This is a genomic window from Rhodothermales bacterium, from assembly GCA_013002345.1.
Lineage (GTDB): Bacteria > Bacteroidota > Rhodothermia > Rhodothermales > JABDKH01 > JABDKH01.
In genome coordinates this window covers 1-15020 of record JABDKH010000324.1, presented here as the reverse complement: position 1 = coordinate 15020, position 15020 = coordinate 1, and the positions used below count along the sequence as shown (strand labels likewise).

Sequence of the window (15020 nt, the reverse complement as noted above, 5' to 3'; positions counted from 1 at the left end):
GACGAGCACACCGAGCTGCCTTCCCATGACGTCAACCACAGTCAGCGTGACTTCGGAGAGCTGGGGGAGGTCGTAAGAGATCGTCGTCGTCGGGTTGAAGGGGTTCGGGTAGTTTGCTTCCAACGCGTATTCCTGAGGCAGATCCGAAACTGGAGAATTCGCCACCGGAAAGGGTTTGAAGCCAAAATCAGCGGTGTCGAATCTCTCTCCGGCGCTCAGAGTCACCGTAAGCGGTTCGTTGGCTGTGGTTAACACCGGCGGAACGCCGAACAGCGAGATCGTGTTCTCGTCGACGTCGACGCAGTAGTCACCGGGCACCAGGTCGGTGAAGACATAGGCGCCGTCGTCTGTGGTTGTTGTTGTTAACGACGGCGTTCCAGGACAAGCACCCGCGTTCAGAGCCACCGTCACGCCGCCGATGCCGGACGCCGCCGCATCATTCTGGATACCGTCGCCATCGGCGTCGTTCCAGATGAAGTCGCCGATCGAACCAGTTCTCCCTCCACCCGCTTCGACGATCAAATCATCAGACGCAGGACTCCCGGTCAGAGGCTCGGCGCCCACCTGCGCGGTAATATCACTCGTGGTGTTGTTGAAGTCGCCACCACTTCCTTCAGGCACTTGCAATGCCACGCTGAATGTACACGACGTTTCCGGTGCAAGGCTGCCGCCGGCTAGAGTCAGGAGAGACGTTCCGGTGAGCTGTGAGCCCGCTCCGCAAATGTCGTTGACGGGCAGGCCTGTCGCCTGCATACCTGCGAGGGTCGCCTCGAGGTCATCCGTAAACGTGATTGCTGTGGCATCGCCTTGCCCCGAATAACTGACGGTGAACTGCATCGTCACAATCGAGCCGGGAGACACCGGATCGTCCGTGAATTCCTTGCTCAATACCAGGGATCGTTCCGGGTTCGGGTCCTGAACGACCAGCGCGTCGGATGCACCGGAGCTTGCGAACTGCCCGCCACCGATCGTCGCGGATAGATCAGACGTCACGTTTGCATAGGTACCCGGTATAGCCCCGGCAGGCACAAGAACCGCCGCGCTGAAGCTGCACGATTCTCCAGGACCAAGAACACCGCCCGTAAAGATCAGAAATGTGGTACCGGTCAACGACGAACCCGGTCCACAGACGTCGTTCAATGTCCCGCTCGTGCTCGCGAGCCCCGCAACCATTCCGCCCAGGTTGTCCGTGAAAAGCAACCCTGTTGTACTCTCCGTCGCGCTGCGATTCGTGATGCTGAACTCCAGGTTGACGGTGCCGCCCGGAAGTACCGGATCGTCCGTGAATTCCTTTGTCAGCGTGAGCGGAGTCACGAGTATGTCGGCTTCCGCGATATTGCCTGTCGTAGCCATTCCGCCGACCATCGCCGTGACGTTCCCTGTGCGGTTGACATGGAGACCGAGGGGTGCGGCCGCCGGAATACTGAGCACTACGCTGAACGTGCACTCGGCACCCGGCGCAAGGCTTCCGCCGGTGAAACTCAACACATCGGTGCCGGCCAACTGAGAGCCCGGTCCACACGGATCCGTCAGGGGAGTATCAGATGCTACGAGGCCCGCGAAGACCGCATTCAGATCGTCCGTGAACGCAATGGCCGTCGCGTCACCCGGAGCCTCCGGTCCGTGAATGAGCGAAAACTCCAGAGTGACGTTCGCGCCGGGAGCCACGACAGATTCACTGAAGGCCTTTCTAAATGACGGTGGCGCAATAATCTCCAACTGGTCGCTGGCCGGACCACCCTCCACTTCTTCCGCGCCACCCACCAGACCCGTGATTACGCTTGTCGTGTTGACATACGTCCCTGATGGCATGTCCGAGGGAATGTCAAGAACCACGTCGAAAGTGCACGACTGTCCGGCGGCGAGGTTGCCGCCTGTCAGCGTCAGACCCTGTCTATCCGTGCCGAGAAAGGCAATCGTCATGGACGACCCCGCGCCGCAAAAACCATCAGCAGGGAAGGTCACTGACACCGGGAAAGGGAGGAACGTTGTGAGTTCGTCGTCGAATGCAATATCCGTAAGGCTCGACGCAGCATTGGTGTTGTCGATGGTGAATCGCAGCGTGGCAGTGCTGCCGGGAGACACGGGATCGTCGATGAACGTCTTGGTCAGGCGGGGTCCCGAAGCGGCAACGAACAGATCGTCCGCGGCCGGTCCTCCGACCACGCCAAAACCGCCAGCGGTGCCCGTGATGCTACTGGTCACGTTGCCGTATCTGCCAGGAGCCGCTCCCGCGGGCACTTGCAGTGTCGCGCTGAACGTGCACGTCGCTCCGGGACCCAGGGTAGCGCCGGAAAGTGTCAGCGTACTGGTTCCGGTCAGGGTACCTCCACCGCAAACATCGCTCTGCGCGCCGCTTGTACTCTCCAGTCCGGAGAGAACACCATCGAGATCGTCGGCAAAGATGATTCCGGTCGCGGCCTCTGCCCGGCTGAGGTTGGTAATGCTGAACTCCAGATTGACGGTACTGCCGGGATTAACCGGATCGTCCGTGAACTCCTTGGTGAAGGCAAACGGCGACGGACTGACCGTTAGAATGGCACCGGCCTTCCCGCTGGACTCCTGTGCGCTGCTGTCATACAACAGGTTACCGGTCGTATTGCCCAGTACGCCTACGGCTCCCCCGATGACGTCCACGACGACCTCACAAGAACCACCAGCTGCTACTGCCGGAAACGTTGCAACGCCGGAGAAGAACAGGTCGATCACACTCGATCCCGCGGCCGCGTTCAGCGTCGCAGGAATGAGGTCATTCTCACACGTCGTGGAAGCATTGGAGGGACTGGCGACCGTCATGCCTGCCGGCAGATTGTCCGCGAAGGAGAGGAATATGAGACTCTGAGCGTTGGCCGTATTGTCTATAGTGATTGTCAGCGTACTCCTTCCGCCAAACGACACGGTATTCGGGGAGAAAGACTTCGTGAACCCGGGCCGATCGGTGGACACCGTGAGCTCCGCCGAGGCAACGCCGGCGTTGCCGGCACTTGAGGTAAGATCGCTGGAAGTGTTCACATACGTGCCGGGTGCAGTGGCGGTCACGTTCACGCTGACCGAGCAAGACACACCAGCTCCAACGCGAGCGCCAGAAAACGTGATCAGTTCGCCACAGCTCGGGGCTTCCACTACCCCGTTTTCACAGGTTGTGGTAGATGCGCTCGGATACGCAACGGTCATCCCCGCCGGAAGGACGTCAGTAAAGGTCACGTCTTCGACACCACTTCCCGCGCTGTTGTCGACGTCGACAGTGAACTGCAGCGTGCTCACGCTGCCGGGACCAATGACAGGTGGCAGGAATGTCTTGTCGAAGTTCACATTCTGTGCATCGGCGCCTGCCACCACAGCGAAAGCCAGGCCCAGGAACAGAAAACGTGTGAAGAGGCGGGCCTGACTGTCATTGAGGCATCCGCGAGTCCGTGTCGTAGTCATTTGGATCGTACGAGCTCTTGTTCGAAAGCATAAAGGGTCAATCAGTCAGACGTTCTATCGCCTGGTTGCGGCGCCCCGAACGACTGATCTCGCCGGATCGGGCGCAGTCGCGATTGACTGTTCCAGTATTCCGTAAGGTAAATGAACGAACAAAAGAATGCGGGCCGAGATGCGGAGACTTTGTTGGCAGGATACCGGCGGGTGATTGTGGTCGTCGATGCAAGGCCGCGACTACTCTGTCCTTCAGTGCCGTCGCCGCTTTGCACCAGAACTTCCCGAATCCGTTCAATCCGACGACGACTATACCGTTTGAACCCCCGAAATGGGGACGTCGAGATCACGCTGTTCGACATGCTGGGGAGGAGGGTCCTGGCGGTCGACCGGGGAAGTCTGGCTTCGGGGCGTCACCAACAGATCGTCGACATGACGCGGTTTGCCAGCGGCGTGTACCTGTACAAGATTCGCGTGGTCGGTGATCGGACGGTGAGGTTCACGGTCGTGGGGAAAACTTGTCGTGGTTAGATGATCGAACATACTCCGCAGGCTGAGGGTGTGATCAAGTCGGTGCAGGTCTGGCACGGCGTCGAGACAAGAGGTATCCTCGCTTGACATTCCCACCCCCCCTTCCGACCATCTCCCTGCGACGCGTGCCGCGCCGATAAAGCGACCACGGTGATACTGCCTCTGAACGGTTCTCCTGTGACCATATCGCCGGCTTGAGCACGCGCGAATGCAATAGTCACCAACAGCCGTATCGAGACATGAAATCAGTACGCGTTTTCCTTGCTGCACTTTCCGTGGTCTTTCTGCCTTCTTGCCAGAATGGTAACACAGAGAGCGATGCATCTACCTTCGATTTCGAGGACGCCAGTGAGGTGATTACCGCAAGGACGAAGCAGTTCACGGAGTCTCACATTACCGGCGATCTGGAGTTTCTCGACAACGTGTTCACCGAAGATGCTCGCGCTTATCCGCCAGGGTCAGACAAGATTGCCACCCAGGCTGATATCTCGGCAGTCAACGCGCAGTACGTGAATGAGTACGGTGTTTCCGAGTTTACCGAGGTTTCGACCAATCGATACGGCGGTCCTGATTTTGTCGTGGATGAAGGGACCTACACCATGACGTACGGACCGGACAACACATCGGAAGCGGGTCACTACATAAACATCTGGAAGCGGGTCGACGACGACTGGAAGCTATTCGCCAATATGTGGACAGTTATGCCCGAGGAAACTGACTAGAAGGATTCGAATCGGGGCGGGGCGGGGCGAAGGCGAATCGCAACCTGGAGTCAATAGCCGTGCTCGCCTGCGCCGTCTACTTAAGCCGCTTCAACTCCAGAGACCACGTCGAGACAAGGTGGACGTTGGGTGTGTGTCGAGGGTTACCCGAATCGGTCCTGCGTTTCAAGACAGACTGACCTGCTCATGTGAACGAATACAGGTGACACGAACGAGAGTGTCGGCCAGCTGGACACCACGGACATACCGCGCCGACGGTAGAGTCTGATGGCACCCTCATTCTTCGCCGAGACGTGTAGTGACATTCGCTCAGAACCCTCCTCAACCGCCCGCTCCTCCAGCGAGTCCATCAACGCGGAAGCGATTCCTTGTCCACGGAACTTTTGTTGGACGGCCAGGGACAGGAGGTAGAAATCTTCGTCGGGAACGCTCTTCAGTATTCGCAAGATTGGCGCGAAGGCGATCCTGGTAGCCCTCATCCTCAGGGCCGGGAATCCAGCGGCCCGATTCAACGGCTCGTCAGAGAAGTCCTGCATGGCCCTTCCGGTAAAACCAGAGGCCATACCGACTATCTCCTGATCGACCTCCGCAAACGTCACGTTTTCAAACGAGTAATCGTTTTGAGGACATACAAACGCACGTGCGACGATCTCTTCAGAACGGGACCCGAGCATCAGGCGGATGAAACCTTCCGCCGCTTCATCCAGGTAGCGGGCAAATACGAGGCCTTCTTCGAACGTGGGCCTGGCAGCCCGAAGCACTATTGGCTTGCGGTTCGCCATCGACAATGGACTGGTGCGAGTGGTGCTTGAAGATCGTGACACATGCCGTCTTATGCACAAGAAGATGAACGCCAATGGCTGATTCTGGCAGCCTCGACCTCTCGTGGGAAGCCGCGGATTCCGACGGGCGTCCCTTCGATGCCACCGGCCTTCCCTCCGGCGTCTACCTGTACCGCCTCCGGGTCGGGGACTCCGTCGAGACGAAGCGGATGGTGGTGGTGCAGTAGGGCTCCCATGCGCACCTGGACTTGTGTTGAGCCGACGTCCATACCCGCGGGTGCGTCGATCAAAGCCTGACCAGCAGAATGATGAGCAGGGCCACCGCGAGACTCGAGAGCACTGCTCGTACCACGTTCCACGTATTCCAGCGTGGCTCGAAGTCGTTGCGAGCGGTCCGGCGCTCCGCTTCATCGAGATTGACAACGTCCAGCATTTGCAGCCTGTTGTTCAGAGGAACGTTGATGGCAACCGTTGGCAACTGAACACCGAGAATATAGACGATTGATGAAGCGACTAGAAGAAGCCGATCCACTCCTTCCAACTGCCCGAAGCCGAGAACGAGTGCTACCAGCAGCACGACGGCAGACCCAACCCAGACAATCAAGAATATTGGTTGGTTGTTCTGAATCACTCGATCCATGACCTGAAACGCGCGAATAAATTCTGCGTCATTCAAGTTTCTTATTCCTGGCATGGCCACCACGGCAAATGCAAACAGAAAGCCCGCCACAAGCGAACAAAGGAATGTGGCAACAATTGCTGCGGCTAGAAACAGATCCATAGTCCCTGTGTGATTGCACGCGCGGAATCTGCCATGCGTGGTCTCTCTCTCGAACAGGCTCCCTGCGCTCGTGGCCCCTAACATACGTCACGGGTAGGACTCCCAAACTGAAGGATCTACGCCAGTGCCACAAGGCCGATCGGTTCGGCCTTGCCTCGCAATTCCACATCGCCCAACGGATTGGGCTGAATGAATTCGGGGAGATCCAGAACAGATACGAGTGCGTCGGATGCAATCAGCCGCTGACCGAAGTGATTGCACATGGACTGAATACGCGCCGTCGTATTTAATACGTCGCCGTTGTAGACAATCTCTTTCTTTAGATCGCCTATTTCAGCGGTAATCACATCGCCGTAGTGCAACCCTGCCTTGAATTCCGGTACATGGCCGAACTGCGTCTGATAGTATTCTCGTCTGTTGTGGATCTCTGCGAGTATTTCAATGAACACTCGAATGCAGTTTGCATCGTGCAGTCCTCGCTCGACCGGCCAGGTTAGCACCACCTCATCTCCGATGTACTGATATATTTCTGCGTCCCGCTCCAGGATCGGCTCGGAAAAATCACGAAAAACCGTGTTCAAGAAGGAGAAGTACTTTTCACTTCCGAGAGTCTCGGCTAACATGGTCGACGATTTCAGATCCAGAAACATGAAGATGCGTCTCTCCACTCTCGGGCGGTGGTATTTCCCTGAGATGTACCGGAGAAGGGTGCGGGGACCGAGTAGTCGGCTGATGTGTCGGACGAACACAACGAGGACGTGAATGAGGTAGATGAGGGCTAGCTTAATTGGAAACTCCGCAGAAAGGATCCAGTCAGCGAAATCCTGGAGTGTCGCGCCCTGCATCAGGCCACCAATGAATCCAACAATGGTGATCGGGACGGCCAGGACGACCATGTACACAAGACTCTTTACGAGAATTGCCTTACCGACGGACATAGTGCGCGTAAAGCTGCCGACTTTCGACTCCTCTACAGCCGCAAGTGTTATTCCCACAGCCAGACCCACGCTGATCCCATCCAGCGTGCTGTGATTCGTTTCGATGTACTCCCAGACGAAGCCAATCGTGGAATACGTTAGTGCGAACCAGCCGAACAGCTGAAGTCGAAGGATCGTTCGTCGCCTAACGTTGCGGAACATCGGTAGAAAGGTCAATTGGCACCCAGAGTCCTCGCTTCATCGCTCAGGTGCTGGCCAGGATCGAGCCATATGTCACGACCGCCGCAAGCACGCAAAGCGTATCTCGGATTCCGATGCGCACGGGTGAATCGGTTCTAAGTGACGGTCGCACGGGGCTGCCACAAGCCTGAACCCGCTGAAGATAGAAACGTCGCCTCTCAGTTGTCGACCGGCCTTATTCAAGAGGTGACTTGAACCGGCGACCAACGGACTGTGAGTCCGATACTCAAACCGCTCCTGGAGCCGCAAGGTGTCGATCTTGGGATTGCAGGACGTGTGCCACGACAGCCCCGGTCGAGCAGTGGGTGACCGTCCTAACCTCCGGAAGCTACCTATACCGCAGGCAAGTCACGCAGAGCTTCGAGAACAAGCGCCCTGATCCGCGTCAAGACGGACCAGATGATGAGACGCTGATTCCTTGCCATTTAGCGGTGCCTACTTAGTAGCCTCTTCGACGACCACGTCAGCGCCTCGCTCAGACTCCAGTTTTCCATACTCAGTGCGAACGATAGAGAAGAGAGCGATCATCACGAGCAACAGGCAGGTCAGCGTGCCAACCCAGAACCAGCCGGACCTCAATACGGATCGGTGTGGCTTCGCTGTAGTCGCGGTCACTTCGGGCGTCACCATAAGGCGATAGCCCTTCTTCGGAATCGTCTCGATGATCTGAGGCCGACGCGAGTCGTCTCCGAGAACCGATCTCAAACGAGAAATCGTCAGTGTGACGACCTCGCTGTTCACAACGACATCCGCCCACACATTCTCTAGCAGCTCGGTGCGGGACACCACCCGACCATTGTTCGCCAGATAGTCCAGGACCTCCATTTCCTTTGTCGAAATCCGGAACGTCTCCTTCTTTCGTTGTATTGCGTTTCGGTCAACGTCAACCGTGTTTTGCCCCAGAGCGAATCGCTTCATCATGTGTCGGTTTATCCTCGGGATCGTTGATCTACGGACACGCTGTCATTCTGATTCGGATACTCGGCCAGAAATATCTTTGAAAGAACAAATAAACGACTTGCACAGTTTTTTCGAGATAACGGGTGATAGCTTCGGGTCCGTTTCACAAACCTGGTACGAGTGATGAAGGCCCGCTCAATTATCTCCTGGATTCTTTTCGTTGCGGTAGGTGCCCTGTACATCGCGATCGGGGCAGGGAAGTTCACGCCCGCTGCAGGCTCAATGTTCACTGGTTGGGGGCTTCCAGTCTGGCTGGCACCTGTCGTAGGGGTCGTTGAGATTCTGGGAGGAATCGCGCTGATGATTCCTCGGACGACACGCTGGGGTGTGTTGGCTCTGAGTGTCATCATGTTCGGAGCCTTCTGGACGCATATCGCGAATGCCGAGTTTCTTGGTATCCTCCGACCAGTTGTATTCAGCACGATCTTCTGGTCGGCCTGGTATCTGAGGAAGGTCTCGCAAAGGGGACCGGACGACGCTTCTGCCGGCGGTGCGAACACGCAGGTTGAGTAGACGATCGCCGCGGCTCATCGCGCACCGTCGGAACACCAGGGCGTCGGTCAGGACCTCCACGTACACGACATCATCATGCATATGTGCCGCAGTCTATGCGGGGAATCTCACAGCCGAACGTGACTGCGATCCTCAATCACGTGCTCAGGTCGCTCTCCAGTTTGTCAACGACTTCCCCCATCCAATCGACTCGCGCACGGGCATCTCGGACCGCCCCTAAATTGGCGAGGTAGTCCAGCGGCCGCTCATCCTCGGTCGCGGCCAACTCGGCTTGCGTTACCTCCAGGTACTTCTCAAGCGCCGAAAGACACTCCGAAGCAAATCTGGCCCGGTCGCGCGGACGCAGTATCTCAAGAAAGAAAGCACGGGCACGCACCGGGTCGAACACACAGGAGACGACTTCGGGATCGGACGCGCCCATAACCCATGTTTCAAGCGCAGCGCGACCCGACCGAGTCAACACGATCAACCTGCGGCTTCGGCCGTCGGAAGCATCCGCCGTCGACTCCAGAAGCCGCGTATTCTCGAGCCTCTTCAGTGCAGGATAGACTGAGCCTGATGAGCCACTCCAGTACGTAGATGGTGATCGACTCAGCGCCATGCGCACGGTGTACGCGGTACATGGTTGCAGTCTGTGCACGAGTCCTAGAACGACCCCTTCCAATTCCGTCAACTTCGCCATTGATCTTTTCCTCGAGAGATACGGGGTGCGAACTTGCCGACAGTCACCTGCAGCTAACACATCGTTCTACCGGACCACGATCGTAAGACGTTCCCCGGCGCGCTCCACAACCCACGTCAGATCGGACGGCCCACGAATCAGCTGCCCCAGAGACTGTTGGTCATACTCTGATATCGAACGTTCATTCAGACTCACGACCCGATCACCGACTTCGAAGCCTGCTTGCTCTCCAGGCGAACCGGGGTCAACGCCGGCGATTTCGCTCAGACCGCCTCCCGGACTGCCGCGAAATCGTACGCCCAACCGCCGCGGCACCGGAGCGGCCTGATCAGCCTGCTGCCGGGGTTCCGCTTCTTTGATCGACAACAGTCGCGAACGCTGATCAATGACAATCAGGAGTTCGTCGAGAACCTTCGAGCCGATATTTGCGAACGGTGCCGACGGGTCCATGAAAGTCAGGGTCGGATTCACGTACTCGAGCGTTCCGATCTTGACCGCGCCTTCGAGTTTTCGTTCGAGCAACGAGCGTTCACCACCCACTAGCCTGGCCTTGCCGGCTTTGGATGGACCGCTCGCGAGCGGCAGACCGTCCATCATGTCCAGCGGCAGTGTAACCCCGCCCGGCGAGCCCGAATCGAAATGCGCCATCACCTTTCGACCTGCTACCGAGATTGCTGCGTTAACACCTCCTCCGGAAGAGTCGATCTTGACGACCGATGGGTCGTCTGCCCGCAAGTGCTCTCGTGAGACGACGGCTCGTTCATTCTGCGGGTCGTACGTCAGTACCAGTTCGCGAAAGAGATCCATGCCGAGGATCCCTTCCATGAGCCCATTAGTCATTTCGACAAGATCAATCGCGACCATCTCCGCGTGCTCGATGAGCAGATCTCCCGCCGTGACCGGTAGCATGGACACACGGTTAGCTGCCACTTGCTCTCCACCCGGAGCGCCGACCAGAATCTCGCCGACGATCTTCAGGCCCAGCGACTTAGCGAGCTGCGTGTCAATCGCGCTGATGGTTGAGCCGGTGTCAATCAGAAACGCGTAGGGACCGGCGTTACCGATCCGGACCTGAACGAGATGGCGACCCGCTGTTGCCGGCATTGGGATAACAGCCTGCTCCCCCTGAAAGCTCAGGATCGGGTCGTCCTGGGCTGCGCAGGTCGAAATGGCGACGAAGCCGGTCGGAAAGGCCAGGAGGCAGACAATCGAGAGGAAGAATTTCATGGTTGATTGTTGGGTGGCCATGTTCAATAGTGCGATTCGTACTATTTCTTACGACTGGATTTGGCCAAGGTTTCGGAATCTGCAACATGCTGTCCCACAACCTTCTCGGCGCTTCGTCTCTTGCGGTGGTGGCCATCTTCTTTGTCTTTCAGGGACTCCCCCGCAGATACTGTGGATACATCTCCGTACTCACCACGAAGATCTCTCGCCACATCAATCAACGGCATGTGGGTCATGAACCGATCTGCGCTTGGAATCCGACGCCCCGGCAACTGGAAGGTGGCTCTCGGCGGTGTGTTGGCCTGTATCCTGATAGCGGGTCTGGTCCTGGGGCCCCGTCTTCTGAGACTCTACCGTGTAGTTCACCTGTTCGACGAAGATGTCATTGTACAGAACTTCCTTCATATGGAAGACGTGTTTCCCGTGACGACCATAGCTGCATCGTCCGAGCCTTTCCGGTTCCCGCAAGGAGCTACGATTACCCTTCCAGCGCAGCTAGCGATCAACGGAGATACAGTTGATACGCAGGTGCATTTCGATCACACGAAAGTCACGGGCCTGCTCGTCATCAAGGATGGCCAGATTGTTTTCGAGGAGTACTACCGTGGCCACAGCGAAGACGGATACCACATGTCATGGTCAGTTGCCAAGAGCTTTGTCTCAGCGCTGGTCGGCATCGCGTTCGCCGAGGGAGCATTAGACTCCATCGACGACCCCGTCACCAAGTATGTCCCACAACTTCAAGGATCGGGTTACGCCGGGGTACGCATCAAGGACATTCTGCAAATGTCCTCGGGTGTACGATTCAACGAGGACTACAGTGACTTCAGTTCGGACGTCAACCGCCTCCGACGAATTCTCGCCTGGGGAGGATCACTGGATGAGCTCGCCGAAAGTTTGGAGGTGGAAGTGCCACCGGGCACACGCCATCACTACGTGAGCATCGACACCCAGGTACTCGGGATGCTACTTGTGCGGATCACAGGAACGTCCCTGAGTCAGTACCTGGAGGAAAAGCTCTGGCATCCACTCGGCATGGAATATCCTGCAACCTTCATCGTTGACGACGACGGAATGGAACTCGCTCTCGGCGGCTTAAGTGCATCGCTGCGGGATTATGCAAAGCTCGGGTATCTCTATCTGAACGAGGGGAGATGGGGGGATGAGCAGGTAGTCCCGAGGCAGTGGGTGCTGGACTCGGTGACGCCAGACGCGCCGCACCTGCTTCCGGGCAAAGACAACCCACAGTCAAACACAGCCTGGGGTTACGGCTACCAGTGGTGGATCCCGCTCAATCCCGACGGTGAGTACATGGCCGTGGGCTTTGGCAATCAGTTCATTTATGTCTATCCGAAAGAACACCTGGTGATCGTCAAGAACACGGCCAATCACCACTACAGCAGCGACATAGGGTATTACCACGGAATGGACGTGGCTCTGTTTCGAGAGATCGCTTCAGGCTTGCGGTAGTGTCGTTCGGTGCTCTCCAAGAGCTGAGGCTCGGGAGGCGGATGGTGGTGGTGTGGTGATTTTCTCGGATCACCTTCCGTGTCATGGGAGGACGTAGTGAGGAATGCTGTTTCGCTTGGAGCGGATAGTGACACCCTTGGTGCCATCACAGGGGGTATCGCTGAGGCGTTTTATGGCGGCGTTCCTGTGGCCGTTCGGGAGAAGGTGCTAGCTAGCCCTACTACCAGTGGAGGTGCGGCGAGTGGTCGAGCGGTTTGAGGAGGCAGTCCGGATGGGAACTACGGAGAGGCGGTGTCGATAACTCGGCGATATCAACAGTGACGAAACAACGAAGGCCCGACGCGCAGAGGCGGGCCGGGCCTACACTGAGCGACTGTTTTGCGACGAGGCTCTATTCCCACGGATTGGGTACGGCCCATTTGTCTGAATAGTGGCACATGAACTTGGCCTGTCCGGCAGGTGTGACTGATGCTGACCAGTTTGATGTGAACAGCATCCCGCCATCTGGATCGAGAAGGAAGCACGGCGATGGGGGTCCACCGAAGTAGTCGATCAATGGCTGAGGCGGGTTGTGGTAGTCCCATCGAACCACCTTGCCCGTCGGGTTGGGAATACCGGATGCACTCGTCACAACCAGCGCGTTTCCGTTGCTGCTTCGAGTGGCAATCTGATTGACGCAGTCCACGATATAAAAGTCGCCCTGCCAGTCAAATACGCTGCAAAACTCGTCCGGAATCCAGCGGGTTGCACCGTTGTTGTCCCCGTCTTTAGCGAGCGCGGCGAAATGAGCCACGTTGTCGGGGGTAGGCATGACGATCTTTACGGCGGTGTCGGTCGTGGCCTCAACCACGGCCGTCGGAATCTCGGATGTACACCCGAACAAGAGTAGCGAAAACACGATTACGATGAGCGGATACAATCTCATAGAACTCCTCCTGCCGCCAAGCACGGCATGATAGGTTTGTCTGGAAGATGCCCTGCGTCTGTGAAAGCGAGCCGGGCCTTTTCTTGTGATCGCTTCTTACTGAGAAAAAGGGACTACTATTGAAAGGAATTGCCTGATTGTACAGAGGGCGATCCACCTCCATTGTCACCGAATGTGAGGCAATCCCCTCACTCCCGCTGCCGAAGAAGTTGATGCAACAGTGTCAGAGATGACGTAATTCTTCATCCAGGGCTTGCTGTCACAGTTGTTTGGCTTCTGACGCTTTCCGTAGGTGTATCCTTCGTGCGTCAAACCAATCTAGCGGAGTCCCAATGAAGCAGAGCGAGACTTCCACTTTCGCGTCTCAATGGTCACCACGGAGGGATCGAGGCGTCTGTTGGATTTGCCGAAGGTTCCCAGCAGACCACCAGGCAAGTCTTGACCGTGTTCGTCGGACCGGGAAACCGTGTACATCGAAAAAACCCCATCAGTATCGCTCGGCCCGAGCTTTTCTGACGGGATTTTGGGCGTGGAGCTAAGGAGAGTCGAACTCCTGACCTCTGCAGTGCGATTGCAGCGCTCTACCAACTGAGCTATAGCCCCGGTCGAGAAAAGAAAAACCGCAGTGACCTGCCGCGGTTCCTGACTCGCGCTCGTGTCACCGAGAATATTCCGCAACCCAAACACGCCCTCGGTACGTTCCAGCCCGCCATTGTCTCGTCGCGCCATCCCCTCATTCACAACACGCCCGTCAATATATTGAAGATCCAATCTTTGCGTTACGATAGCACTGCATGCGATGGACCCTCTCTTTCTATCTATCGTCGTGTTCGCGGCAGGATGGCTCGCGCACTGGCTGCTAGTTCGCAAGCGCCTGCAAGAAAGTTCGGGCGCACAGTCCGAAACTCGGCCGCCGACAGCCTCCGGCAAACATTCCGAAACACCGACCAGCTCTGCCGGCGATCTTGTTCAGCGTCTCTACAAACTCGTCGATCCGGTCGAGACGTTCCTGGAGGACAGCGCGCACCCACAGGACCTGCTCACGTTTCCCGATTTCATGAAAGGCGCCTCGCTGTTCGCCGACGAGGATCTAAAACTGGATGAAGTTGCCGACTACGCTACCGGCGCCAACTTCACCATCGCTTGCATGGCTCTGGAAGGACTCAGCAATAGACCGGATTCCGGGTCCGTGTCAACGCGGATAGCGGAGTTCACTGGAAACTACGCGGGCTGGTCGATTTTCTTCGTGTTGAGGTACGCACGGTCATTCGCGACTCCGCCTTTTTTCGGTCACTTCCTGACGAAGGCGAATGACTGGTGGGTGCGGAATCCGATCGTCATGGATCGAATCCGGGACACCGTCGACAGCCTCTCCGGTCCGGCGCTGGAGGCGGAGTTGACGGCCTTCACGACTCACCTCGGTTCTGCCGACTCATCAGACAACGTCAGGGCCGTACTCGACTTGGCTGGAGACGGCCAGGCTGCCCGATTCCGGGACGCGCTGAACGAGTGGGAAGGCTCTCACACGGATGTCGCGAAGCTGGCTACCCTCGGCTCTATCTGGGATTCGAATGATGTGACCGGACTGGTGGAACATGCGGCTGCCCGGACGAACCTCGAGCACATTGAGTCGGAACTCGTCGCCAACCATCGTTCCGTAATGCTTGTCGGTGAGCGCGGGGTCGGAAAGACCGCCGTCATCCGTCTGCTCGCGGCGCAGTTGCAGAAGCAGGGCTGGATCGTTTTCGAGACGCCCGGCTCCCGCCTCATGGCGGGCAACGTGTATATGGGACAACTGGAGAAGCACCTGCTGGATATCATCGCCGCCGTAC

15 protein-coding genes and 1 tRNA gene are annotated in these 15020 nt (G+C 57.4%); 7 read left to right on the top strand and 9 right to left on the bottom strand.

Annotation, left to right across the window (positions count from 1 at the left end):
- Nucleotides 1–3426, bottom strand: a 3426-nt coding sequence (locus HKN37_15500) for a DUF11 domain-containing protein (GenBank protein ID NNE48056.1), incomplete at its 3' end; no start/stop codon positions are given.
- A gap of 309 nt (nucleotides 3427–3735) precedes the next feature.
- On the opposite strand from HKN37_15500, the gene HKN37_15495 reads away from it, so the two are divergent.
- Together HKN37_15495 and HKN37_15490 are read left to right on the top strand one after the other, a co-directional pair.
- A complete protein-coding gene (locus tag HKN37_15495) occupies nucleotides 3736–3948 on the top strand; it encodes a T9SS type A sorting domain-containing protein (protein ID NNE48055.1) in 213 nt (70 codons plus the stop codon).
- Between the two features lie 239 nt (nucleotides 3949–4187).
- On the top strand, nucleotides 4188–4670 hold the full coding sequence (locus HKN37_15490; GenBank protein ID NNE48054.1) for a nuclear transport factor 2 family protein: 483 nt from the start codon (nucleotides 4188–4190) through the stop codon (nucleotides 4668–4670).
- Nucleotides 4671–4813: 143 nt separating this feature from the next.
- On the opposite strand, the gene HKN37_15485 is transcribed toward HKN37_15490, so the two are convergent.
- The gene (locus HKN37_15485; GenBank protein ID NNE48053.1) at nucleotides 4814–5452 is read right to left on the bottom strand and encodes a GNAT family N-acetyltransferase; all 639 of its coding nucleotides are present in this window, start codon (nucleotides 5450–5452) and stop codon (nucleotides 4814–4816) included.
- Nucleotides 5453–5526: 74 nt separating this feature from the next.
- On the opposite strand from HKN37_15485, the gene HKN37_15480 reads away from it, so the two are divergent.
- Nucleotides 5527–5679 carry a T9SS type A sorting domain-containing protein gene (locus HKN37_15480; GenBank protein ID NNE48052.1) on the top strand — a complete coding sequence of 51 codons (153 nt, stop codon included), beginning with the start codon at nucleotides 5527–5529 and terminating at the stop codon, nucleotides 5677–5679.
- A gap of 59 nt (nucleotides 5680–5738) precedes the next feature.
- Here the strand turns inward: HKN37_15480 and HKN37_15475 are convergent, their stop codons facing one another.
- The 3 genes from HKN37_15475 to HKN37_15465 all read right to left on the bottom strand — a co-directional run bounded on the left by HKN37_15475 (nucleotide 5739) and on the right by HKN37_15465 (nucleotide 8332).
- On the bottom strand, nucleotides 5739–6233 hold the full coding sequence (locus HKN37_15475) for a DUF1772 domain-containing protein (protein NNE48051.1): 495 nt from the start codon (nucleotides 6231–6233) through the stop codon (nucleotides 5739–5741).
- 116 nt (nucleotides 6234–6349) lie between these two features.
- Entirely contained in the window at nucleotides 6350–7372 is a 1023-nt protein-coding gene (locus tag HKN37_15470) for an adenylate/guanylate cyclase domain-containing protein (GenBank protein ID NNE48050.1), read from the bottom strand.
- 474 nt (nucleotides 7373–7846) lie between these two features.
- Nucleotides 7847–8332, bottom strand: a complete 486-nt coding sequence (locus HKN37_15465) for a hypothetical protein (GenBank protein ID NNE48049.1) — start codon at nucleotides 8330–8332, stop codon at nucleotides 7847–7849.
- A gap of 162 nt (nucleotides 8333–8494) precedes the next feature.
- Here HKN37_15465 and HKN37_15460 point away from each other — a divergent pair, with 162 nt between their 5' ends.
- Complete coding sequence (locus HKN37_15460) at nucleotides 8495–8884, top strand: DoxX family protein (protein NNE48048.1); 390 nt, start codon at nucleotides 8495–8497, stop codon at nucleotides 8882–8884.
- Nucleotides 8885–9020: 136 nt separating this feature from the next.
- Here the strand turns inward: HKN37_15460 and HKN37_15455 are convergent, their stop codons facing one another.
- On the bottom strand, nucleotides 9021–9566 hold the full coding sequence (locus HKN37_15455; protein ID NNE48047.1) for a PadR family transcriptional regulator: 546 nt from the start codon (nucleotides 9564–9566) through the stop codon (nucleotides 9021–9023).
- A 66-nt stretch (nucleotides 9567–9632) separates the two neighbouring features.
- On the bottom strand, nucleotides 9633–10793 hold the full coding sequence (locus HKN37_15450) for a PDZ domain-containing protein (protein NNE48046.1): 1161 nt from the start codon (nucleotides 10791–10793) through the stop codon (nucleotides 9633–9635).
- A gap of 234 nt (nucleotides 10794–11027) precedes the next feature.
- On the opposite strand from HKN37_15450, the gene HKN37_15445 reads away from it, so the two are divergent.
- On the top strand, nucleotides 11028–12263 hold the full coding sequence (locus tag HKN37_15445; GenBank protein NNE48045.1) for a serine hydrolase: 1236 nt from the start codon (nucleotides 11028–11030) through the stop codon (nucleotides 12261–12263).
- A gap of 78 nt (nucleotides 12264–12341) precedes the next feature.
- The gene (locus tag HKN37_15440; protein ID NNE48044.1) at nucleotides 12342–12521 is read left to right on the top strand and encodes a hypothetical protein; all 180 of its coding nucleotides are present in this window, start codon (nucleotides 12342–12344) and stop codon (nucleotides 12519–12521) included.
- A 133-nt stretch (nucleotides 12522–12654) separates the two neighbouring features.
- Here HKN37_15440 and HKN37_15435 read toward each other — a convergent pair whose 3' ends face one another.
- Together HKN37_15435 and HKN37_15430 are read right to left on the bottom strand one after the other, a co-directional pair.
- Nucleotides 12655–13188: a hypothetical protein gene (locus HKN37_15435; protein ID NNE48043.1), complete on the bottom strand. Its 534-nt coding sequence runs from the start codon at nucleotides 13186–13188 to the stop codon at nucleotides 12655–12657.
- A 530-nt stretch (nucleotides 13189–13718) separates the two neighbouring features.
- Nucleotides 13719–13791: transfer RNA gene (locus HKN37_15430), tRNA-Ala, on the bottom strand.
- A gap of 196 nt (nucleotides 13792–13987) precedes the next feature.
- On the opposite strand from HKN37_15430, the gene HKN37_15425 reads away from it, so the two are divergent.
- On the top strand, nucleotides 13988–15020 hold a 1033-nt coding region (locus HKN37_15425; GenBank protein ID NNE48042.1), incomplete at its 3' end, for an AAA family ATPase.